The sequence below is a fragment of the Azorhizobium sp. AG788 genome, from assembly GCF_943371865.1.
Taxonomy (GTDB): domain Bacteria; phylum Pseudomonadota; class Alphaproteobacteria; order Rhizobiales; family Xanthobacteraceae; genus Azorhizobium.
This window is the reverse complement of the sequence record NZ_CALRWL010000020.1, coordinates 49,105-71,889: the sequence shown is the minus strand read 5'-3', so window position 1 is coordinate 71,889 and position 22,785 is coordinate 49,105. Positions and strand designations below refer to the sequence as shown.

At 63.3% G+C, this 22,785-nt stretch carries 15 protein-coding genes and 1 tRNA gene; 5 read left to right on the top strand and 11 right to left on the bottom strand.

The window, feature by feature from the left end:
• Window positions 1-145 precede the first annotated feature (145 nt).
• The 7 genes from AAG816_RS13615 to AAG816_RS13585 all read right to left on the bottom strand — a co-directional run bounded on the left by AAG816_RS13615 (window position 146) and on the right by AAG816_RS13585 (window position 6,911).
• A complete protein-coding gene (locus tag AAG816_RS13615; RefSeq protein WP_341990185.1) occupies window positions 146-1,873 on the bottom strand; it encodes a M15 family metallopeptidase in 1,728 nt (575 codons plus the stop codon).
• A gap of 187 nt (window positions 1,874-2,060) precedes the next feature.
• Entirely contained in the window at window positions 2,061-2,669 is a 609-nt protein-coding gene (locus tag AAG816_RS13610) for a hypothetical protein (RefSeq protein ID WP_341990184.1), read from the bottom strand.
• Between the two features lie 655 nt (window positions 2,670-3,324).
• On the bottom strand, window positions 3,325-3,732 hold the full coding sequence (locus AAG816_RS13605; RefSeq protein ID WP_341990198.1) for a hypothetical protein: 408 nt from the start codon (window positions 3,730-3,732) through the stop codon (window positions 3,325-3,327).
• 26 nt (window positions 3,733-3,758) lie between these two features.
• Window positions 3,759-4,136 (bottom strand): hypothetical protein, encoded by a 378-nt coding sequence (locus AAG816_RS13600; RefSeq protein WP_341990183.1) that lies wholly within the window; start codon window positions 4,134-4,136, stop codon window positions 3,759-3,761.
• A gap of 177 nt (window positions 4,137-4,313) precedes the next feature.
• Window positions 4,314-5,567 carry a site-specific integrase gene (locus AAG816_RS13595; RefSeq protein WP_341990182.1) on the bottom strand — a complete coding sequence of 418 codons (1,254 nt, stop codon included), beginning with the start codon at window positions 5,565-5,567 and terminating at the stop codon, window positions 4,314-4,316.
• Window positions 5,568-5,703: 136 nt separating this feature from the next.
• Window positions 5,704-5,780: transfer RNA gene (locus AAG816_RS13590), tRNA-Met, on the bottom strand.
• Window positions 5,781-6,020: 240 nt separating this feature from the next.
• Window positions 6,021-6,911 (bottom strand): RNA methyltransferase, encoded by an 891-nt coding sequence (locus AAG816_RS13585; RefSeq protein ID WP_341990181.1) that lies wholly within the window; start codon window positions 6,909-6,911, stop codon window positions 6,021-6,023.
• 289 nt (window positions 6,912-7,200) lie between these two features.
• Between AAG816_RS13585 and AAG816_RS13580 the strand changes: the two genes are divergently transcribed.
• Window positions 7,201-8,412, top strand: a complete 1,212-nt coding sequence (locus AAG816_RS13580) for an NADP-dependent isocitrate dehydrogenase (RefSeq protein ID WP_341990180.1) — start codon at window positions 7,201-7,203, stop codon at window positions 8,410-8,412.
• Between the two features lie 71 nt (window positions 8,413-8,483).
• On the opposite strand, the gene AAG816_RS13575 is transcribed toward AAG816_RS13580, so the two are convergent.
• The 4 genes from AAG816_RS13575 to ssb form a co-directional block, all read right to left on the bottom strand.
• Entirely contained in the window at window positions 8,484-9,728 is a 1,245-nt protein-coding gene (locus tag AAG816_RS13575) for a cyclic nucleotide-gated ion channel (RefSeq protein ID WP_341990179.1), read from the bottom strand.
• A gap of 739 nt (window positions 9,729-10,467) precedes the next feature.
• Window positions 10,468-13,113: an alanine--tRNA ligase gene (gene alaS, locus AAG816_RS13570; RefSeq protein WP_341990178.1), complete on the bottom strand. Its 2,646-nt coding sequence runs from the start codon at window positions 13,111-13,113 to the stop codon at window positions 10,468-10,470.
• Between the two features lie 369 nt (window positions 13,114-13,482).
• Window positions 13,483-14,568: a recombinase RecA gene (recA, locus tag AAG816_RS13565; protein ID WP_341990177.1), complete on the bottom strand. Its 1,086-nt coding sequence runs from the start codon at window positions 14,566-14,568 to the stop codon at window positions 13,483-13,485.
• Window positions 14,569-14,838: 270 nt separating this feature from the next.
• Entirely contained in the window at window positions 14,839-15,411 is a 573-nt protein-coding gene (ssb, locus tag AAG816_RS13560) for a single-stranded DNA-binding protein (protein ID WP_341990176.1), read from the bottom strand.
• Between the two features lie 572 nt (window positions 15,412-15,983).
• Here ssb and uvrA point away from each other — a divergent pair.
• The 4 genes from uvrA (at window position 15,984) to AAG816_RS13540 (ending at window position 22,764) form a co-directional block, all read left to right on the top strand.
• The gene (uvrA, locus tag AAG816_RS13555; protein ID WP_341990175.1) at window positions 15,984-18,935 is read left to right on the top strand and encodes an excinuclease ABC subunit UvrA; all 2,952 of its coding nucleotides are present in this window, start codon (window positions 15,984-15,986) and stop codon (window positions 18,933-18,935) included.
• 923 nt (window positions 18,936-19,858) lie between these two features.
• Window positions 19,859-20,023, top strand: a complete 165-nt coding sequence (locus AAG816_RS13550; RefSeq protein WP_341990174.1) for a DUF1127 domain-containing protein — start codon at window positions 19,859-19,861, stop codon at window positions 20,021-20,023.
• A 213-nt stretch (window positions 20,024-20,236) separates the two neighbouring features.
• Entirely contained in the window at window positions 20,237-21,652 is a 1,416-nt protein-coding gene (gene trmFO / locus AAG816_RS13545; protein ID WP_341990173.1) for a methylenetetrahydrofolate--tRNA-(uracil(54)-C(5))-methyltransferase (FADH(2)-oxidizing) TrmFO, read from the top strand.
• 8 nt (window positions 21,653-21,660) lie between these two features.
• Entirely contained in the window at window positions 21,661-22,764 is a 1,104-nt protein-coding gene (locus AAG816_RS13540; RefSeq protein WP_341990172.1) for a serine/threonine protein kinase, read from the top strand.
• Window positions 22,765-22,785: the final 21 nt, after the last annotated feature.

Here is a 22,785-nt window from a genome sequence, read left to right as displayed (position 1 = left end):
GCGCATGGCGGTCACCAGCCGACCTACTCAGACAGGACATACCGCATGAGCATAGGCATTTTTAGACCCATACCCGAACTAATAACTGGGATATTTTCACGCACTCATATTTATCGACCCATCAACTCTTGACGTCGCACTAACATTACCCATCATCAATGCAGTATTCAAAGTGCATGCCGTCAACACTCTTTCCGGAGAACCGTCCTCCCCAATAGAATCCATGTTTCTCGAAAATCGGCACCAGCTCGATAACTGATCCCTTGCTTCCAAATGGCGCGGGTTTATCGCCGTAGCCATTCCAATCCGTATTTATGTCGAAAGCAATGCCCCAGCTATGACGACTAAGCGGCTCGGTAATCGCGGACCCGATGTGCCGCGCAGAGAAAGCGCCATCCCAAATTAGAATTCGATCAAGGAGGCGCTCCGTCTCAACTTCTTCGAATGCAGCCTTCAGTGGTCCAACAATTTTCTCATGACAGCGAACCGTCTTTGTCAAACCCGACAGCTGCGGAACAACAATTTCGATAATATTTTTTGTCTCCCAATCACCTATTATATTAATTTCCCCCTTAGCTGCTTCTTGATACTCAAATTTTCCGAAAATGCGCTCAATTTGGCCTGTCGAAAGCAACCGCAACCCCGTGGCGGCAATGTCATTTCCCTTTGGATTCACTCCAATGCCGGATACGCTCGCCATCTGCGCCTCTGCTGATGGCAGGGGAATCGTCACCTCGCAGATATCGTCCGTACTAAGCCTCAATGCCTTAGCAAGTCCTGGCGACAGGTCCGCAATCCGCTCGAGCCTTCCCGGACCTCTGTCAACCGGCTGAGCAAAAAACACCAACCCGCTTGCGGGATTGGCGACTTTAATTTTTGCAGACTGCAAGAACGAACGCGATAACTTGGTGCGATCCCATCGACAGGCGATGTAAAATGCCTCTGGATTCAGCCTCCGTGCAAGACCAGTTGTGCCGGGCGGCTGCTCATCCAGAAAAATCCCAGGAAACCGATCGATTTCCCGTGGCGTAATCAGAGCCAGGCCTTCGTTCGCCGCGACACCTGGATCTGTTGGCCCACCAAAAGTCGACATCTTTCCTTTCAATGTAATGCTAGGGGCAGCAGATGGATCGGTCCCGCCTGTGGACGCTCCTCCCCGCTCTGCCGATCCGGCGCTGAGCGGACGCGTCGCCTCAGCTCGGTTCACAGAACGAACTTTCGCAACATCCCGCGCAGGTGCTTGCGCCACCGCGGCTTGAGATGGCTGCGTCAGCGATTTTGCCTGCGCGACATTTGCATCCAATTCGGACGCCCAATCTTTATTGCGGGACCCTTGTGAAGAACCAAGCCAGAAATTGACCACCGTTGCGAAGGCCGTCGCAACCGCCCCAAGACAAATATTAACGATCTGCAACCCATTCGCCTCCAACCCCTTAAGGAGTGGGGTCATCGAAATAATTACCAATACAAAAAACCCAAATGAAATTCCATATGATAGATACATGGGAACAGCAGATATCGGTTGTTTTAATGCAACAAGCTCTTGCAAAGCCTCTCGCGCATCCATTGTATTCGCAAGATCTAGCTTCGACATGCTCGACGCGTATTGATTTTCCTCCGCCCTGATAGAGCTCGCGGCGTCAAGATCAGCCTTATGACTTTCGAGAGCAATTTCAGCCAATCTCTGCTGTAATTCGGCGCTCATAACTGGATTTTCAGAAACCTTCTGCTTTGCATCATTCGGGTCACTTTGATTTGTAATTTTCTGAACCGATTGAATAACAGCTTCAGCGACCGAACCAGTTTTGTCGCCGGCGATTATTTTAAGAATGTCAGGAAATAACGTCGCAGCGATCACGATGAACGGATTCATCCCACCCTCCCGCGTCATGGATCTTTTTCAGAATAGAATGCCGTAATAGCCTTATCGATGATTGTCGCTCTATGCGTGGAGGTCAGGCGCGCATGAATACAAGATAGCGCAGCCAATTCACATCCACATCAAGCATATGCGACCGAGCCACCGACGCCAATACGAACCCACCGCTAACCTTACATATCTAGTTGTACCCACCCTTTAATGTCGCCGCCCCGGGCACGGTGGCGCCTCCCTGAGCTTGATTGCCTCCAGAGAGGCCCTCAGGCTTCACTTCGCGAATAACAAATATTTCAAGCGCAAAGACGAGAAAAAATGCAAAAGATATCAATAATATTGCCAAGCCGGTCACAGATGACTTGAAAACTAACTTATTGTTCTCAACTGTTATTTCCGCTCCCTGGCCATCCATTCCACTTTTCTGACTATCAGCCAATCGATAACCAATCGAAAGTTGTAATCCAGCAAGTATTACGCCTGAAATAGTTATAATAACGACAAGCCACAGAATGACGTATTCGTCATATTGCTGCTGGATAAATTTCACTCTCCTAATGTTAAAGTCATTCAAACTGTATTGCGAATACGCAATTCTATTGCATAAATCAGACGACCTGCTTCGATTGATATACGTCTTGTCATCGCTGCTTGGATCGACATATGTGTATCTATCAACACAGTCAGCAACGTTGAACGTCTGATTGTGACCTTCCGGCCAGCCGACATTTCGACCAGCAGTAAAGGACACAATACAAGATAAGACAAATATTATTGCGACTACCCACTTTACCATGACGATATTCCAGGGGCACCGTTGCAGTTACAAGGGGCTCCTTGTGGAAAGGGTGATGCTGTCTGAAATGAGCACACCCCGATCGAAGATTGGCAAAATACCGTAACGGGTGACGGAGGAGGAGGAGGAGGGGGTAGTGTTTGGGATGGTTGCGGTGGAATAGCCGGAATCTCCGACGGGCATTCGCTTGTACAAACGCCGCCGGAGCAGGTCGTTTTGCAATCAGCTGCGGCAGCCCTCGAAGCCATGGATAAAAGCATGATCGTGAAGGCACATACAATGAAAGGAATTCGCCCAATATTCATGTACGCCTCCAGCAGAAATTAGAGTTTGGGGCAGGCGGTATGTTTTTACAAGTCCATTTTGAGTGCAAATATATATAGCCTTCAATGGAGTTGTGATTCTGCGTGCCGCGCGTCATTCAAAGAGCTAATACCGGGCTATTTCTCGGAGCGCCGCCGATGTAGTAACCGATTGCGGCACAAGGGCTTTCAACACGAGCGGGCAGCCTCATTTTGCAGAAGGCTTGGCAAACAATGAGCCTGGCTCTGGGTCACTCTCACCAATGCAAGGACGGGGCTGCCCCCGTGAGCACCCGGCAAGCGTGGCGCTGTCGAGCCGCTGAACGGCTCTCAAGAGGCGGCCCTTCGGCCGCTTATTCCGTTCGCTGAACCTGCCCTACCCGCCTGACTCTAGCCAGTGCCACAAACCGGTCTCGGACGACTCGAAAGAAGCCCGGCGGGAGCATGCCGAACGCCACGGTGCTGGCATCGCCACTCACCAGGGGACGCAAGTCCGGCTCCGGCCACATGAAATCATTCAACTCGGTGAGCACGATCCAGGATCGCTCGAAGTCGAGACCGAGGCGCGCCTTGGTCGCCGCAGGGATCTCAACAGCCGTGGCGGGATCAGTCGGCGCGGAATGGGTGATAGGCAGAACCAGGACGCGGCGCTTCCCGGCATCATCCTGGGTGACCAGAATCACCGCACAGGGACGATCCTTTACCCCCTCTTCCTGACCTTGATCGGCCTCCCTGGCCCACAGATAGGAATACCGGACCATCAGGCCGGGCTGCGGAACCGGAAAGCTCACGGCTTCCGGTCTTTCAGCTCCGCATCGAGATGGGCGAATTCAGTAGGCACTTCGGCCTGGGCGATCAACGCCAAGTCGTCCTCACTCACCTCACCGACACGCACCACTCGGCATTCACGCCCTACGGCGAATGAGGACTTCTTGGCGTGCTTCTCGAAGATCGCCCGGCGCCGCTCTTCGGCAGTCAGCCCCTTGCGGTCAAACTCGGCGAACATGCGCGTGGTTGCGGCGCTGGTACGAATCCCCTCCACGGCGCTGATCTTCTCAAAGCGCGCGCGACCGATCGCAGACGGCGAACGGTCGGCTTTACGGGAGGTGGTTTTGGCAGAGGCCATGCAGCAAGAATAACACAACCGCAACGCTTTGCGATACATCTGCGCCTTCGGCACGCACGGCTGGCCTGCGGGACAAGCGCGCTCAGATCCGAGAGATCCAACCAAAGATAAGGACGGGGCTGAACCCCGTGAGCACCCCGGCAAGCGGGGTGCCGTCGAGCCGCTGAACGGCTCTCAAGAGGCGGCCCTTCGGCCGCTCACCCCAGAACCGCAGATCTAAGCTTCCATGTCCTCGGACTCCTGCGGCGCCTCTTCCCGCCTCTTTCGTGACGACTTCGGCCGCCGGACGTTGATGGCCGAGGCGTCCAGCAGATCCTTGATATGGGCGGCATAGAATTTCTGGATCATCTCGACGCTGGTGCGGCAGTTTTTGGCCAGGGCATAGATATCCGCCCCCTCCATCAACCGCATGCAGATATAGGTATGGCGCAAGCTGTAGGCCGTGCGCTTGTTGCCGTCGCGGTCGAGCTTCAGCTTCACCCGCTCCATCAGCCGGTTAAACAGCTTGATGTGGTTGCCGGGGAACACCGGATCGGTGCGCTCAGGCAGCGGCCGCGCCGCCTCATCCGCAGCCACGCTGCGCCCCATCCGCGCGCCATCTGCCCGCAACAGCGGTTTCGGCCGTGACATCAGCCGCAGATAGGGCTGCACCGCGCCCGGCATGCTCTTGCAGAAGCCAACCCCGCGCTTGCCGCGCACCTCGATCTCCAGAATGCACTCACGGGTGCGCTCATCCTGCACCACCGCCACATCCCGGTGCTGGAGATTTCGGGCTTCGTCGGGCCGCAGGCCGGTGTTGGCCAGAAACAACACGTAATCGTGAACCTGCTCGGCATTCCACCGGAACGCCTTGGGCGCGTTCTGGGCGTACTCGCGGGTCGCTGTGTACAGCTCCTTGTATTCGTCGGGGCTGAACCACGGGCGGTGCACGATCTTGCCCTGGGTGCGGTAAGGCGGCGACAGATCCGGCAGATGGGTCAGCCAGCCGTGCCGGATGGCCGTCTTGAGGATCTGCCGCAGGGTCACCAGTTCGTCGTGAATGGTGCTGCGCGCCGGAGCCTTGCCCGTCCGCGACGTGGCGATCCGGTGCATGCGATATTCCTGCACCTTGCCTGGCGTGACCTCCGAGACCCCCAGATCGCCAAAGAACGGCACGATGTGGAGGCGCACGCGGATGGCGTGCCCTTCGATCCAGCGGGGGCTCCGCTGCCCCTCGGTGATGACCTCATACTCCTTGAGGAACTGATCGGCCGCCTCCTTGAGGGACTTCTCCTTTTTCAGGAGGCCCGCGCGGGCTTTCCCGCGCAGCTCAAGGTACCAGTCCTCGGCGAACTGCTTTGCCTGCTCCAGCCCCTCCTCCTTGGTGGAGGTACGATACTGGTGGCCCTTGACCGAAGCGGAGCAATGCCAGAACCGGCCTCCCCGCTTGTAGACCTGTACCAAATCGCCAAGGATCTCGTGACTTGCCATGCTCGTATTCCGTTACCACGGAAGCTAGCACAACCCCGATTCGCAGGCAATTTTCTGTGTTAGCGGTGTGTTAGGCCCTTTAAACGAAAAAAGAGAGTTGGGCTTTCGCCCAACTCTCTGATTTCACTTACAATTTTGGTTGCGGGGACAGGATTTGAACCTGTGACCTTCAGGTTATGAGCCTGACGAGCTACCGGGCTGCTCCACCCCGCGCCAAGACCAACTCATTTGCCGGCGAACCGGCTGGGTTGGTGAGGTGTATGTAGCAACACACCCCGCGGATGGAAACCCCTGAACCGCCAAAAAGCGCAGATCCGTCATAAGCCTGTGGATGGCGCTTCCGAGGCGGCGGAACAAACCGTCCGCAAACCCATATGGCCCCTCATTTGTTGGCGCATCGCGATGGCGGATCGGGGGCTGTTCGTCCTGGGCGGGAGCTCCGACGCCGCCGGCTCAGCCTTCGTCATTGTCCGGTGTCCCGGTCTCCACGGCCGGGGCCATCCGCCCCTCGGCCGTCGCAATGGCCCGCGCGCGCCGCTCCGCCACGCGGGCATTGCGGTCCGTTTTGCGCTTCTCGCGCCCCGCGCGCCCCTCCACCAGCGCCGTCACCATGCCGTGCAAGGTGGCCAGATCCTGTTTGCTCAGGGCAAAGCGGTGGAAAATATTGCGGATATTGCGGGTGGTGGAGGGCTGCTTCTCCGGCGAGCGGAAGAAGGAGGCGTCCACCAATTCCCGCTCCAGATGGTCGAAGAAGGCGAACAGATCCGCCCGCTCCGCCGGCGGTGAGCGATCCGGCGGGGCAAACGGCAACGCCCCGCCGCTCATGACCTTCGACCACTCATAGGCGGTAACGGCCACCGCCATGCCCAGATTGAGCGAGGCAAAGGCCGGATTGACCGGCAAGGTCAGGATGGCATCGCACAGCGACACCTCCTCGGTATAGAGCCCGGTGCGTTCGCGGCCGAATACCAGCGCCACATCCTCGCCGGCGCTCAGGCGCATGGCGGTGTCCCGCGCCACGGCATCCGCCGCCAGCACCGGCTTGGCCATGCCGCGTTCCCGGGCGGTGGTGGCCACCGCATAGGTCACATCCAGCAAGGCGCTGCGCAGGTCGGGGAATAGCTGCGCGCCTTCCAGGATGCGGTCGGCGCCGGCGCAGAAGATGCGGGCCTTCTCGTTGGGCCAGCCCTCCCGCGGGTTGACGATGCGCAGGCGCGACAGACCGAAGTTGCCCATGGCCCGTGCCGCTGAGCCGATGTTCTCCCCCAACTGGGGCTCCACCAGCACCACCATCGGCCCGCCTTCGGTCCATGCCTTGCTGCTGTCAGTTCCCGAACCCGGCATCCTGTTCCTCTCAACCGCCGCCCGCGCCGCTGCGGCGCCGGGTCTGTCATGTGATTTTCACGCCGCCCACCCCTGCCCTGGGCATTTGGTCGGCATTTTCCACGCGCAGCCTTGCAGTTGCATGGCCCTGCGCAGAAAGTCGAGGGCTCCGCGCGCTTTCTCGGCTCCCCCACCAATGCTATAGCGGCGGCGCCGGGAGAGGAGTCGGCGGCGCTCAACGGGGCGCGTGCCATTCCGACTGCTCGCATAGCCCTAACCGCTCTCAGAGCGCCCCGAAAAGGTCGTCCAAATGGCGAAGATCAAGGTGGCAAATCCCGTCGTCGAGCTCGACGGCGACGAGATGACGCGGATCATCTGGCAGTATATCAAGGACAAGCTGATCCACCCCTATCTGGATCTGGATCTCAAGTACTACGACCTGTCGGTGGAAAACCGCGACGCCACCAATGACCAGGTGACGATCGACTCCGCGGAAGCCATCAAGAAGTACGGCGTGGGCATCAAGTGCGCCACCATCACCCCGGACGAAGGCCGGGTGGAGGAATTCGGCCTCAAGCAGATGTGGAAGTCGCCCAACGGCACCATCCGCAACATCCTCGGCGGCGTGATCTTCCGCGAGCCGATCATCTGCAAGAACGTGCCCCGCCTGGTGCCCGGCTGGACCCAGCCGATCATCGTCGGCCGCCATGCCTTCGGCGACCAGTACCGCGCCACCGATTTCAAGGTGCCCGGCAAGGGCACCCTGACGCTGACCTTCGTGGGCGAGGACGGCACCAAGATCGAGCGGGAAGTCTATAAGTACCCCGGCGCCGGCGTGGCCCTGTCCATGTACAATCTGGACGAGTCCATCAAGGACTTCGCCCGCGCCTCCTTCAACTACGGCCTCAACCGGAACTATCCGGTCTATCTCTCCACGAAGAACACCATCCTGAAAGCCTATGATGGGCGCTTCAAGGACATCTTCCAGGAGATCTTCGACGCCGAGTTCAAGGACGAGTTCGCCAAGCGCAAGATCACCTACGAGCACCGCCTGATCGACGACATGGTCGCCTCGGCGCTCAAGTGGTCCGGCGGCTATGTGTGGGCCTGCAAGAACTATGACGGCGACGTGCAGTCGGACATCGTGGCCCAGGGCTTCGGCTCGCTCGGCCTGATGACCTCGGTGCTGATGACCCCCGATGGCCTGACGGTGGAAGCGGAAGCCGCCCACGGCACCGTGACCCGCCACTATCGCGAGCACCAGAAGGGCAAGGAGACCTCCACCAACTCCATCGCCTCCATCTTCGCCTGGACCCGCGGCCTCGCGCACCGCGCCAAGCTCGACGACAATGCCGAGCTGAAGCGCTTCGCCGATACGCTGGAAAAGGTCTGCATCGACACCGTCGAAGCCGGCGACATGACCAAGGATCTGGCGCTGCTGGTGGGTGCCGATCAGAAGTGGCTCTCCACCACCGGCTTCCTGGACAAGGTGTCCGAGAACCTGTCCAAGGCCCTGGCCTGAGGCGTTACGCGGGCGCCTTCGGGCGCCCGCGGGCTCTCCGCGGATGCGTCCGAGGTCAGCGCGCCGCGCCCTCAGGCGTGCGGGCGATCCTCGCCGCCGGACATTTCCTCAGAGGTGACGTCCCCGGTGGGGCGCAAGGCGTGGGGACTGCGCCCGGCCAGTTGCAGATCGCGGATTCGCCGCTGGATCTCCGGCCGCCGCACCATCAGATCATCCAGATCGCGCCCGTCCAGCATCAGCAATTGCGTGCGCGACAGCGCCCGGATGGTCCCGCTGCGCACGGTCTTCGACAGCAGCGCCATCTCCCCGAAGAAATGCCCTTCCCCGAGGCGCACGGGCCCGGTTTCCAATTCCACCTGCACCTCGCCGGACAAGATGAAATACATGGAGCGTGCCGGATCGCCGCGCCGGGCCAGCACCTCGCCGGGCTGAGCGGTATGGGACGAGAGCAATTGCAGGATGTCGCCAATGCCTGCCGCATCCATTTCCGCAAACAGCGGCACCCGCGCCACCATCCCCCAGCTGACCACGAAGTCACGCCTGCGGATCACGGCGGCAAAGGATGAGGCGATGATGCCGACCGGCAGCGCCAGCAGGATCAGCCCCGAGACCATGGCCACGGCGGCCACCAAACGCCCTGCAAGGGTGATGGGCACCGCATCGCCATAACCCACGGTGGTCACCGTCACCACGGCCCACCAGGCCGCCAGCGGAATGGAACCGAAGATGTCCGGCTGCGCCTCCCGCTCGGCCACATACATGGCGGAAGCGGCCAGCAGCACCACGGCGGAAATGATTCCCAGGCACGCGACCAAAGCGTGGCGCTCGGTGCGCACCGCCTCCACCAGCGAGGCAAGGCCCGGAGAATAACGCGCCAGCTTCATGAAGCGGATCAACCGGAACAGCGCCACCGTGCGCAGGTCGGCGTCGAACATGAGAACCAGGCCAAATGGCGCCACGGAAAGCAGATCGATGATGGCGGACGGGGTGATGGCATAGCGCATGCGGGCCTGCGTATTCGAAATGCCCCGATAGCGCGGATGCTCCGGCGCCGCCCAAAGACGCAGCGCGTATTCCACGGCGAAAATGACGAACGAGGCGATCTCGAACAGATGCAGCTCGGCGCGATAGCGCGCGTCCAGTTCGGGCACGGTCTCGAGCACAGCCGCGGCGGCATTGGTCAGGATCAGCAGCACAAGCGCCACATGGACCGCATGGGCGGTGGCATCCCGGACGGCATCGCGCTCCAGCACCTCATAGATCCGCTTGCGGATCCGAGGTGCGCGCCCCGTTGCAGTAACGTCCTCCGCAGACATGCCGGTCTCTCTCGCCACGGGCAGCTCCCGCTTTCAGGCCATTCTAGCCATGGGTGAGCTGCGCCGCACTGCGTGAGCGCAATCCGAGCGAGAATCGGAAACTTTGCTGTGAGCGCAGGCGGACACGAGCCATAAGGCGATTCGCCTGCCGATACGCCAGGGCCACCGCCTCGTGCACCGCCCCCGTCGCCACAGGCGCGGGCGGATCTGAGCGGGCGTCAGCGACCGGGTGTCGGCTGGTCGCCATGCCACGCGCAATCCAAGCGGGGATGGCACGGCCGGCAAGGGAGGAGCCCGACCCTGAAAGCTCCGGCGCCGCACGCACGGGCCGTTCAGTCAGCTGATCGCGCCGGGCATCGGCCGGGCCCCCCCGCGGCCCCCCGCTCAGAGCGCCTGATGCAGGCCGGTGGCGCGAGCCGAAGCCGAGCAAGGCGTCCGCGCCGGCCGCGGCGCGGCGTGTCTCCCGACCTTCGGTCCTGTTCCGGACCTGAGCGTGGCCTTACAGGCAATCCGCACACATGGGTGCCAGCCAAGCTGTTCCCGACCCACAGCCCGTCGTTCGCAGATGAGAATGCGCCGGCAGCAAGCGCGCCCCGCGCCCCAGGAACCACGCACCGACATCTCGACCAAGCCTGGGGGCGAAAATGCCCGCTCCCACACGGACGGCATGCCATCGCAGTTCCTGCGACGGCGCGCGGGGCGCCCCGACCGCGCGCCCCTGGAGCGAGCAGATCGCCGATCAGGCTGTCAGCGCCGCCTCGATGGCCGCGAGAGCCGCATCGGCCTTGGTGCCGTCCGGACCGCCGGCCTGCGCCATATCCGGGCGTCCGCCGCCCCCCTTGCCGCCCAAGGCCTCGGAGCCCAGCCGCACCAGATTGACGGCGTCAAAGCGGGAGGTGAGGTCCTCGGTCACCCCGACGACGATCCCGGCCCGGCCGTCCGGTGTCACCCCGACGATGGCCACGATGCCGGAGCCCAGCCGCTTCTTGCCTTCGTCCACCAGGCTCTTGAGATCCTTGAGCTCGATCCCGGTCACATGGCGCGCGAGCAGCGTGACGTCGCCGACCAGCTTGCCGGATTCCTCCGCCGCATTTCCCCCGCCCATGGCGAGCTTCTTGCGCGCGTCGGTGAGGTCGCGCTCCAGCTTGCGGCGTTCGTCCACCAAGGCGGTGACACGGGCCTCCACGTCGGGAACCGAGACCTTCAAGGCAGCCGCCGCCCCATGCAGCGCGGACGCTGCTGCATTGAGATGCCGGCGCGCCGCGGTGGCCGTCAGCGCCTCCAGCCGTCGCACGCCTGCCGCCACGCCGCTGTCGCCGAGCACGGACACCAGGCCGATGTCGCCGGTGCGCGCCACATGGGTGCCACCGCACAATTCCACCGAATACGGCCCATGGTTGCCGGGATCGGTGCCCATGGACACCACACGGACTTCCTCGCCATATTTCTCGCCGAACAACGCCCGCGCCCCGGAGGCGACGGCATCATCGACCCCCATCAAGCGGGTCTCGACCGGCTCATTGCGCAGGATATAGGTGTTGGCGATGTCCTCCACCTGCGCCAGCTCGGCCGCGGAGAGAGGCTTGGGATGGCTGAAGTCGAACCGCAAGCGGTCGGCGGCCACCAGCGAGCCCTTCTGGGCCACATGCTCGCCCAGCACCCGGCGCAACGCCTCGTGCAGCAGATGGGTGGCGGAATGGTTGGCGCGCACGGCGGAGCGTCGCGCGTGATCCACGTCCAGCGCCACCGGCGTGCCCACGCTCAAGGTGCCTTCGAGCACTTCCACATCGTGCACGAACACGTCGCCGAGCTTCTTCTGGGTGTTGTGCACCTGAGCCCGAACGCCATCGCCAGTCAGCAGGCCGGTGTCGCCCACTTGCCCGCCGGATTCGCCATAGAACGGGGTCTGATTGAGCACCACAAGCCCGCGGGCACCGGTGGCCAGGGCCGAGACCTCGGCGCCCTCGCGAATGATCGCGCGCACCACGCCCTCGGCGCTTTCGGTATCATAGCCCAGGAATTCGGTGGCGCCCTCGCGGTCGCGAATGCCGAACCAGATGGTATCGGTGGCCGCCTCGCCGGAACCGGACCAATTAGCCCGGGCCTCGGCCTTCTGCTTGGCCATGGCGGCGTTGAATACCGCCGTATCCACCTGGATGCCGCGGCTGCGCAGGGCATCCTCGGTCAGATCCAGCGGGAAGCCGTAGGTGTCGTACAGCTTGAAGGCCACATCGCCCGGGAAGCTGGCGCCCGCCACCAGGCCGGCGCTCTCGTCTTCCAGGATCGACAGCCCACGCTCCAGGGTGCGGCGGAAGCGGGTTTCCTCCAGCAGCAGGGTTTCCGCCGCCAGGGTTTCGGCCCGCACGATCTCCGGATAGGCCCGGCCCATCTCACGCACCAGGATCGGCACCAGGCGATGCATCAACGGATCTCGCGCGCCGAGCAATTGCGCGTGCCGCATGGCCCGGCGCATGATCCGGCGCAGCACATAGCCGCGGCCCTCATTGGAGGGCAGCACACCGTCGGCGGTCAGGAACACCGCGGCCCGCAAATGGTCGGCGATGACCCGATGGCTGGCCTTCTGCGGCCCATCCGCTGGAACATTGGTGAATTCCGCCACCTCGGCGATGATCGCCCGCATGAGGTCGGTTTCATAATTGTCGTGGGTGCCTTGCAGCAGCGCCGAGATGCGCTCCAGGCCCATGCCGGTATCGATGGACGGCCGCGGCAGATTCAGGCGCTCGCCCGGAAGCTGCTCATACTGCATGAACACGAGATTCCAGATCTCGATGAAGCGGTCGCCGTCTTCATCCGGCGAGCCGGGCGGGCCGCCGGGGATGTGGTCGCCATGGTCGAAGAAGATCTCCGAGCACGGACCGCACGGGCCGGTATCGCCCATGGCCCAGAAATTATCCGAGGTGGCGATGCGGATGATCCGGCTTTCGGGCAGGCCGGCGATCTTGCGCCACAGGCCGAAGGCTTCCTCGTCGTCATGATAGACGGTGACCAGGAGCTTGTCGGCGGGAAGCTCGAACTCGCGGGTGATCAGGCCCCAGGCCAGCTCGATCGCCTGCGCCTTGAAATAGTCGCCGAACGAGAAATTGCCCAGCATTTCAAAGAAGGTGTGGTGGCGGGCGGTATAGCCCACATTGTCCAGATCATTGTGCTTGCCGCCGGCGCGCACGCACTTCTGGGCGGTCACCGCGCGCGCATAGGGGCGCTTCTCGACGCCGGTGAAGACGTTCTTGAACTGCACCATCCCGGCATTGGTAAACATCAAGGTCGGGTCGTTGCGCGGTACCAGCGGCGATGAGGCCACCGCCTCGTGACCGTTCTTGACGAAGTAGTCGATGAAGCTCGACCGAATCTCGTTCACGCCGCTCATGTACCGGCCACCAAACCCGAATGACGAAAGCCACGCGGCCGGCGGGAGAACCCGCCGCCGCCTTCCTCGATGAGGCATTGCGCGCGCGCGAACACCCGAAAGAGGACAGGTCCGTTTAGCTGTGCCTCCGGCGCTTGTCCAGCAAGCCCCGAACAGCGAAACCACCCGCGCGCACCGAACCTAGTGCCCTCGCGGGCACCGGTTCCAGAGCGGGCCTGCGACGGGTTTGCGCGCGCGCCCTACGACGCCCGCACGCCCCGTCCGCGCAGGACCGGCCCGGCTCCGCACCTGATTGCATATCACGCGACGCAGACACCACGCCCGGTGACAGGCACGCACCCATCGCGCGCCCATCACCGGAGAGAAACCTCACGCCTCGGCGGCGTCGTCGGATGCGTCTTCTTCCGGACCACCGGTCAGGATCTGCTCGGCGATCAAGCCGGCATTCTGGCGGATCGCCGCCTCGATGCGGCCGGCGATCTCGGGATTCTGCTTGAGGAAGGTCTTGGAATTCTCCCGTCCCTGCCCCAGCCGCTGGCTATCATAGGAGAACCAGGCGCCGGACTTCTCCACCACGCCGGCCCGCACGCCCAGATCCAGCAATTCGCCGGTCTTGGAGACGCCCTCGCCATACATGATATCGAATTCGACCTGCTTGAACGGCGGCGCAAGCTTGTTCTTGACCACCTTCACCCGGGTCTGGTTGCCCACCACCTCGTCCCGCTCCTTGATCATGCCGATCCGGCGGATATCGAGCCGGATGGAGGCATAGAATTTGAGCGCATTGCCGCCGGTGGTGGTCTCGGGCGAGCCGTACATCACACCGATCTTCATGCGGATCTGGTTGATGAAGATGACCATCGTATTGGATTTGGAGATCGACGCCGTGAGCTTGCGCAGGGCCTGGCTCATCAGGCGCGCCTGCATGCCCGGCTGGCTGTCGCCCATCTCGCCGTCCAGTTCGGCCCGCGGCGTCAGCGCCGCCACCGAATCCACCACCAGAACGTCGATGGCCCCGGACCGCACCAGCGTGTCGCAAATCTCGAGCGCCTGCTCGCCGGCATCGGGCTGCGAGATCAAGAGGTCATCCAGATTGACCCCGAGCTTGCGGGCATAGATGGGATCCAGCGCGTGCTCCGCGTCGATAAAGGCGCAGGTGCCGCCCTTCTTCTGGGCTTCCGCGATGGTGTGCAGGGCCAATGTGGTCTTGCCGGACGATTCGGGGCCGTAGATTTCGACCACGCGCCCCCTGGGCAATCCGCCGATGCCGAGCGCGATATCCAACCCCAGCGAACCGGAGGGAATGCTCTCGATCTCCATCACCTTGCCGCTCTTGCCGAGCCGCATGATCGAGCCTTTGCCGAAATGCCGCTCGATCTGAGAGAGCGCGGCGTCCAGCGCCTTGGTCTTATCCATAGAGGACCCTTCGACGAGTCTGAGAGTGGACTGAGTCATCGCCGCGCTCCGTGCCTGGCGCAAGAGAAATACGCGCTCGAATTTTGTACCTCATTTGTTCTTTGTTCGCAATCTGTTCTTCTGACGATAATGCACCGGTCTACCGTCGGACGACGCCACCCTGCTGCGCACGCGGCTCGGCACCGCAGCAACCGATGCGGACGCCGAAGGCAGGCAGGGCCCGGCGAACCGAAACGTCGCTGCGGCGGCTCGGAAAGACGACGGGCGACGCCGAGGGCGCCCGCCCGTCTTTGCGAAGATCAGTCGCGCTCAGAACGGAATTTCGTCGTCCATGTCATCGGAAGGACGCGCCCCGCCACCGCCGGCCCGTCCGCTGGGCGCGCCGCCACTGCTCGCGCCACCGGAACGGCCCCCGCCGTAACTGCCGCCACCACCACCGCCGCCGCCACCGCTCATGGGGCTGGAGGAGCCGAAGTCGTTGCCGCCGCCGGCATAATCGTCGCCGCCCTCGCTCCCGCCGCCGCCACCGGTGCGACCATCCAGCAAGGTGAGTTCACCCCGGTAGGGGCGCAGCACCACTTCGGTGAAATACTTTTCCTGCCCCTGCTGATCCGTGGCCTTGCGGGTCTCAAGCTGGCCCTCGATGTAGACTTTCGAGCCCTTCTTCAGGAAGCGCTCGGCCACACCCACGAGGTTTTCGTTGAAGATCGCCACCGAATGCCACTCGGTGCGCTCGCGGCGCTCACCGGACGCCTTGTCGCGCCAGGTTTCCGAGGTGGCGATGCGCAGGTTGCACACCCGGCCGCCATTCTGGAACGCACGCACTTCCGGGTCTCGGCCGAGATTGCCGATCAGGATCACCTTGTTGACGCTGCCGGCCATAACGGTCTCCGCTCTCAGGTCATTGGTCGCGACCGTCGCTGCGCGGCGGCCAGGATGGCGCCCGCGGGCGCCGGATGGGGCACCGTAGCCGTCCCGCGCCGGGACGCGAGCGGCCTGAACGGCTTGTCCACCAAAAAGGAACACAGAAGTTCTTGTTATGTTCTAAATGCGATCCCACCCTGAGGCAAGGGTGATATGCACGCTTTTTTACTGGCCCAGTGACATCGTTCTTGATATGTTCCCTGTTGCAGCGCACGCGGCATCCTAAATGACAGCCATGCGCTTGATGGGGGAATCCGATGGGGCTGATCGAGGGTGAAAGGACGGGCATGTGTCAGTCCGGCCGCAGCGGGGTGGGTGCGCCCGTGGCCCTGGGGTCATCCATCACCGGTTGTGGTCCGTAATCTGTGTGCGCGGACGCTGCGCCCCGCTAGCCTAGGCATCTGCGGGGAGCGGTCTCGAACGTGCGAACTTATCCCGCTTCCAGCGCCGTATGGCGTATATTGCAAACCGGGCGCGGCCCGATTTTCCCTCATTCTGCGGGCATGCCCGCCATCCCAAGCGCGAGTGACATGAGCGATCGCAAGCCTTCTGCCCGCGCCGTCAGCGCCCCCGCAGCCCGCCGCGATGCACGGATGCTGTCCGTGCGCGGCGCACGGGAGCATAATCTCAAGAACGTCGACCTGGACGTCCCCCGCGACAGCCTCGTGGTGTTCACCGGATTGTCGGGTTCGGGAAAGTCCTCGCTCGCCTTCGACACCATCTATGCGGAAGGCCAGCGGCGCTATGTGGAAAGCCTTTCGGCTTACGCGCGCCAGTTTCTGGAGATGATGCAGAAGCCGGACGTCGACCAGATCGATGGTCTGTCGCCCGCCATCTCCATCGAGCAGAAGACCACCTCGAAGAACCCGCGCTCCACCGTCGGCACCGTCACCGAGATCTATGACTATATGCGCCTGCTGTGGGCGCGCGCGGGCATTCCCTATTCCCCGGCCACCGGCCTGCCCATCGAGAGCCAGACGGTCTCGCAGATGGTGGATCGCACCCTGGCCCTGCCGGAAGGCGCGCGGCTCTATATCCTTGCGCCCGTGGTTCGGGGTCGCAAAGGCGAATACCGCAAGGAGCTGGCGGAGTTCCTCAAGAAGGGGTTCCAGCGGGTCAAGATCGACGGTGCGTTCCACGAAATTGCCGAGGCGCCGCCGCTCGACAAGAAGCTGAAGCACGATATCGACGTGGTGGTGGACCGGGTGGTGGTGCGCGGGGACATCGCGGCGCGCCTTGCCGACAGTTTCGAGACCGCCCTGGGGCTGGCCGACGGCATCGCCTTCGTGGAATTCGCCGACGAGAAGGAGCCGGACGGCACGCCCCGCCGGGTGATCTTCTCGGAGAAGTTCGCCTGCCCCGTGTCGGGCTTCACCATTCCGGAGATCGAGCCGCGGCTGTTCTCGTTCAATAATCCGTTCGGCGCCTGCCCGGCCTGCGATGGCCTCGGGGTGGAGCAGACCATCGATCCGGATCTGGTGGTGCCGGATCGCTCCCGCACCCTGAAGCAGGGGGCGCTGGCGCCCTGGGCCAAGAGCACGTCGCCTTATTATGGGCAGACGCTGGAGGCGCTGGCCAAGCACTATAAGTTCAAGCTGACCGTGCCGTTCGCCGATTTGCCGGAGAAGGCCCGCGAGGTGATCCTGTTCGGCTCCGGCGAGGAGCAGATCGCCTTTTCCTATGACGATGGCCTGCGGGCCTATGAGACCACCAAGACCTTCGAAGGCATCGTGCGCAATCTCGATCGCCGCTGGCGCGAGACCGAGAGCGATTGGGCGCGCGAGGAAATCTCGAAATATTTCTCCACCGTGCCCTGCAAGGTGTGCGCCGGCTACCGGCTGAAGCCGGAAGCGCTCGCTGTGAAAGTGGCGATGAAGCATATCGCGCAGATCGGCGAACTCTCCGTGCGCGGCGCCAGCGACTGGTTCGAGGCGCTGCCGGGCGAACTCAATGCCAAGCAGAATGAGATTGCCGCGCGCATCTTGAAGGAGATCCGCGATCGGCTGCGCTTCCTGATGGATGTGGGCCTCGAGTACCTCACGCTCGGGCGCGCCTCGGGGACGCTGTCCGGTGGCGAGAGCCAGCGCATTCGCCTGGCCTCACAGATCGGCTCGGGCCTGTCCGGCGTGCTCTATGTGCTGGACGAGCCGTCCATCGGCCTGCACCAGCGCGACAATGCCCGGCTGCTGGAGACGCTGAAGCGGCTGCGGGATCTGGGCAACACCGTCATCGTGGTGGAACATGACGAGGACGCCATCCTCGCCGCCGATTATGTGGTGGACGTGGGCCCCGGTGCCGGCATCCATGGCGGACGTATCGTGGCCCAGGGCACACCGGCGGAGATTCTCGCCAATCCGGCCTCGCTGACGGGCAAGTATCTCACCGGCGAACTGGCGGTGAACACGCCCACCCGGCGCAAGCCCGACCCGCGCAAGATGCTGAAGCTCTTCGGCGCGCGTGGCAACAATCTGAAGAATGTGACGGCGGAAATCCCGCTGGGCCTGTTCACTTCGGTGACCGGGGTCTCCGGCGGCGGCAAGTCCACGCTGCTCATCGACACGCTCTACAAGGCGGTGGCCCGGCGCCTGAACAATGCCCATGACGCCCCTGCCCCGTTCGACAAGCTCGAGGGATTGGAGCATCTGGACAAGGTCATCGACATCGACCAGTCGCCCATCGGCCGCACGCCGCGCTCCAACCCGGCCACCTATACGGGCGCGTTCACGCCCATGCGCGAATGGTTCTCCGGCCTGCCGGAAGCCAAGGCGCGCGGCTATGGCCCCGGCCGCTTCTCCTTCAATGTGAAGGGCGGGAGGTGCGAAGCCTGCCAGGGCGACGGCGTCATCAAGATCGAGATGCACTTCCTGCCGGACGTCTATGTCACCTGCGACGTCTGCAAGGGCAAACGCTACAATCGCGAGACGCTGGAAGTGATGTTCCGGAACAAGTCCATCGCCGATGTGCTGGACATGACGGTCGATGAGGGCGCCGAATTCTTCAAGGCGGTGCCCAGCGTGCGCGACAAGCTGGAAACGCTGGCGCGGGTGGGGCTGGGCTATGTGAAGGTGGGGCAGCAGGCCACCACCTTGTCCGGCGGCGAGGCCCAGCGGGTGAAGCTGGCCAAGGAACTGTCCAAGCGCGCCACGGGCCGCACGCTCTATATTCTCGACGAGCCCACCACCGGCCTGCATTTCCATGACGTGGCCAAGCTGCTGGACGTGCTGCACGAACTGGTGGACCAGGGCAATACGGTGGCGGTGATCGAGCACAATCTCGAAGTCATCAAGACCTCGGACTGGGTGATCGACCTTGGGCCCGAAGGCGGTGACGGCGGCGGGGAGATCGTGGCGCGCGGACCACCGGAGACCATCGCCAAGGAGAAGCGCTCCCACACCGGGCACTTCCTGGCGGAGGTTCTGGCCCGTCGGCCGATGAAGAAGCGCAAGCTGCCGGCGGCCGGCAAGTCGCAAGCGGCCGAGTAGTCGCTCGCGACTCCCCCATCCCGTGCCGCCGCCGGCAGTGCGCGGGGCCGCGCAGCGCAAGGCGGGAGCGGCTGCAGGGCCTGAAAGCGCCCGGCCATGTCGCTGAGGGATGCCGTGCATCGTGTCCCGTCCCCACGGCACGGGAGGCGGCGCGGCCTGTGGGACCCCATCGTCAGCCGTCGATCATGCTGCGGATGGCACCTTCGGGCGTTGAAGGCATGTGGAGAATCGCGGCCACGCCGGCGGCGTGTCGTCGGCGGTGATCCGCCGCCATCGGGGATGTAAGCGGGGGAAGGGGCACGCACAGGATCAACCGCGCCCGATGCCGCGCGCCTTGGAAAGCCCCGGACGCGATGACCCGATGGGCAGAACGGTGCCCCAATGAGCAGCCAGGCCATGGCCATCCGCTTCGATTCCAAGGCGGCGCGACGGGCACGGCTCCGCCGCCGCCCCCAGACAATGGCGGAAAAGGCCCCTCCGGGCGCTTGCAGCCCAGTCATGCAATTTTGCCGCAGGTGCGAATATCCCTCGACTGCACCGCACCCATCTCACCAAAAGGCGAATGGGGTGGAGTGTTCCGAGTCCGATCGGTCCATTTTGGATGTATGCAAACGACCTGCGCGTTCCGTCGTCAGCGGCGCTAATTCCGCATAACTCTCACGTTTTCAGATACTTACGGATATTGCTCGAAAGCGCCTCATTTCGCGCCATGCCTTGGGCAAAGGCGGCTTTCTTTCCAGGCATTCCAAGTTATCGCTGCCTATGGAGAGAGCATTGATAAATGATTGCGATCCAATGACGCCTATATGCAGCGCATGCAATGCTGCAATGCATCAATCTGCCTTGGGCGCTGACCCGCTTAGGGCTATCTACAGCTCCAGAACATGACCTGGGCCGGAAGGGCTCTGGTAAGGAGACTGAAAATGTTGATCTGGGGTTATATCGCTCGCCAGGTGCGTCGTTGGAATGCCTACAATCGCACCGTTGCCGAACTCTCGCAGCTGGACGACCGCACGCTGAGCGACATCAATGTGTCCCGCAGCGAGATCCGCTCGATCGCGCATCACGCAGCTCATCTGGCGGCTTGATCAGCGACCGGACGCTTCGGCGCCCGGACATGAGCTGGTTTCGAACGTGGCCCCCATCGGGGGCCATTTTCGTTTCAGGACGCTCGCTAACTTGATGCGGCGGGCGGGATCGGGCACAGAACCGGAACGGACACTGCGCGAGGGCGCGCGGCTCCGGCAGGGGTGCGCCGCAGGCGCTGAGATCCGCCGGTTGGTCCGCTCAGGTGAGGATGCATGAGCCAATTGCCTTTCGACCCGATCCACGTGATCGGCGGCGGACTTGCCGGCGCTGAGGCGGCCTTCCAGGCAGCCGAGCGCGGCGTTCCGGTGGTGCTGCATGAAATGCGCCCGGTGCGCGGCACCGAAGCCCACCACACCGACGGCCTCGCCGAACTGGTCTGCTCCAATTCCTTCCGCTCCGATGATCCCGAAACCAATGCGGTGGGCGTGCTGCATGCGGAGATGCGCCGTGCCGGCTCGCTGATTCTGCGCTGCGCCGATGCCAACCAGGTTCCCGCCGGTGGCGCGCTGGCGGTGGATCGCGACGGCTTCTCGCAGGCGGTCACCCAGGCGCTGGAGGATCATCCCTTGGTGGAGATCCGGCGCGAGGAAATCACCGGCCTGCCCCCGGCGGACTGGGACAAGGTGATCATCGCCACCGGCCCCCTCACCTCGCCGGCGCTGGCCGAGGCGGTGCTGGGGTTGACCGGAGAAACCGCCCTCGCCTTCTTCGATGCCATCGCCCCCATCGTGCATTTCGACAGCATCGACATGTCCAAGGCCTGGTTCCAGTCGCGCTACGACAAGGTGGGACCGGGCGGCAATGGCGCCGACTATATCAACTGCCCGCTGGACAAGGACCAATACGAAGCCTTCGTGGATGCGCTGCTAGGCGCCGAGAAGGTGGCCCAGCGGGACTTCGAGAAAGCCACGCCCTATTTCGACGGCTGCCTGCCGGTGGAAGTGATGGCCGAGCGCGGCCGCGAGACCATGCGCTTCGGGCCTCTGAAGCCCGTGGGCCTGACCAACCCGCACAATCCCACGGTGAAGGCCCACGCCATCATCCAGCTGCGCCAGGACAACAAGCTCGGCACGCTTTATAATATGGTCGGCTTCCAGACCAAGATGCGCCATGGCGATCAGGTCCGGGTGTTCCGCACCATTCCCGGGCTGGAGAATGCCGAGTTCGCCCGCCTGGGCGGCCTGCACCGCAACACCTATCTCAATTCGCCGCGGCTGCTCGACGGCACCTTGCGCCTGAATGCCGATCCGCGCCTGCGCTTTGCCGGCCAGATCACCGGCTGCGAAGGCTATGTGGAAAGCGCTGCCGTTGGCCTCATGGCCGGGCGCTTTGCCGCCGCCGAGCGCCGCGGCGAAGCCTTCTCGCCGCCCCCGGTCACCACCGCCCATGGAGCGTTGCTGGCCCACATCACCGGCGGCCACATCGAGACGCTGGATGCGGGACCGCGCTCGTTCCAGCCCATGAATGTGAACTTCGGCCTGTTCCCGCCCCTCGAGGTCGGCCCCAAGGCCGAGCCGGGCAAGCGCCTGCGCGGGGCGGAGAAGTCCCAGGCCAAGAAGCGGCTCCTGGCCGCCCGGGCGCTGGCCCATATGGATGCGTGGCTCGACAGCCCCGCGTCGGCGGCTTAAGAGGCCCCATGCGCACCCCGCACCGCTCCGTTCCGCCGGTCGAGCACCGGGCGGACTTCGCCCGCTTTACCGTCGATACGGTGCTCAAGCGCGACGTGTTCTCCACCGTCGAGCGTGGCACCTGGATCGACCGGAATGGGACTGCCCATCCTGCCGTGCGCCGGCGGTGGAACGAGGTGTCGCCCTGGTTCGCCTTGCTGGCGGCGCGGCTGGCGCAGTTCGAGATCAATGCGCTGGAGCAGGTCACGTCCACCGGCGTGACCACGCCCCTGCTGGCGGTGGGCCGGCGCTTCCTGGTGCGCGGCTGGATCGACGGCGTGCCGTTGCAGATCGCCCGTCCCACCGGGGATGAGCATTTCTTCCATTCCGCCCGTGCCGCTTTGCGCATCCTGCACCGGGCTGGTTATGCCCATAATGATCTGGCCAAGCAGCAGAATTGGCTGCGCGGCGCCGATGGTGAAGCCTGGCTGATGGATTTCCAGCTGGCGCTACCCATTTCCCGCCGCTGGAAGCTGGGGCGGGTGCTGGCCTACGAAGACCTGCGCCATCTGCTGAAGCACAAGCGCACCTATTGCCCCGCCGCCCTCACCCCCCGCGAGCGCCAGATGCTCGCCACCAAGAGCATCATCACCCGCACCTGGATGGCCACCGGCAAGCGGGTCTATCGCTTCGTCACCCGCCGGCTCATGTCTTATTCCGACACCGAGGGCCGCGGCCCGCGGGTGACGCAGGTGGCCCCACGCATCGCCGCCGCCCTGTCGGGCCATCCGTCGGTCAGCGACGTCCATATGGCGGATTTCCAGACCTTGGGCGGCAAGGTCGGGCTCTATGCCTTCGTGGAGACCACCACCAAGGTCAGCGACGAGGCCTTGCGCCAGCATCTGGCCCACGCTTTGCCGGATCGTCCGCACCTGGACCATCTCCAGCAGGTGTCGCGGCTGCCGCGTGCCCTGGACGAAACGGTGCGGGATGATCTGCTGCTGCTGGTGGCCCGCAACCAGATCGAGATGCTGGATGCCCTCGCCGGGGACGAGGCGACCCGCCTCCTGGTCGCCGACATCGCGCGCGGTCGGTTGAACCTGACCGATCGCATCACCCGCCCCGCGGCTTAGACGCGCCGCGGGTCGCAGGCG

Bases quoted from the DNA above. Each gene is read 5' to 3' on its own strand.
- AAG816_RS13615 (WP_341990185.1), bottom strand. From the start codon at position 1,873: ATGAATCCGTTCATCGTGATCGCTGCGACGTTATTTCCTGACATTCTT.
- AAG816_RS13610 (WP_341990184.1), bottom strand. From the start codon at position 2,669: ATGGTAAAGTGGGTAGTCGCAATAATATTTGTCTTATCTTGTATTGTG.
- AAG816_RS13605 (WP_341990198.1), bottom strand. From the start codon at position 3,732: ATGGTCCGGTATTCCTATCTGTGGGCCAGGGAGGCCGATCAAGGTCAG.
- AAG816_RS13600 (WP_341990183.1), bottom strand. From the start codon at position 4,136: ATGTATCGCAAAGCGTTGCGGTTGTGTTATTCTTGCTGCATGGCCTCT.
- AAG816_RS13595 (WP_341990182.1), bottom strand. From the start codon at position 5,567: ATGGCAAGTCACGAGATCCTTGGCGATTTGGTACAGGTCTACAAGCGG.
- AAG816_RS13585 (WP_341990181.1), bottom strand. From the start codon at position 6,911: ATGCCGGGTTCGGGAACTGACAGCAGCAAGGCATGGACCGAAGGCGGG.
- AAG816_RS13580 (WP_341990180.1), top strand. From the start codon at position 7,201: ATGGCGAAGATCAAGGTGGCAAATCCCGTCGTCGAGCTCGACGGCGAC.
- AAG816_RS13575 (WP_341990179.1), bottom strand. From the start codon at position 9,728: ATGTCTGCGGAGGACGTTACTGCAACGGGGCGCGCACCTCGGATCCGC.
- alaS (WP_341990178.1), bottom strand. From the start codon at position 13,113: ATGAGCGGCGTGAACGAGATTCGGTCGAGCTTCATCGACTACTTCGTC.
- recA (WP_341990177.1), bottom strand. From the start codon at position 14,568: ATGACTCAGTCCACTCTCAGACTCGTCGAAGGGTCCTCTATGGATAAG.
- ssb (WP_341990176.1), bottom strand. From the start codon at position 15,411: ATGGCCGGCAGCGTCAACAAGGTGATCCTGATCGGCAATCTCGGCCGA.
- uvrA (WP_341990175.1), top strand. From the start codon at position 15,984: ATGAGCGATCGCAAGCCTTCTGCCCGCGCCGTCAGCGCCCCCGCAGCC.
- AAG816_RS13550 (WP_341990174.1), top strand. From the start codon at position 19,859: ATGTTGATCTGGGGTTATATCGCTCGCCAGGTGCGTCGTTGGAATGCC.
- trmFO (WP_341990173.1), top strand. From the start codon at position 20,237: ATGAGCCAATTGCCTTTCGACCCGATCCACGTGATCGGCGGCGGACTT.
- AAG816_RS13540 (WP_341990172.1), top strand. From the start codon at position 21,661: ATGCGCACCCCGCACCGCTCCGTTCCGCCGGTCGAGCACCGGGCGGAC.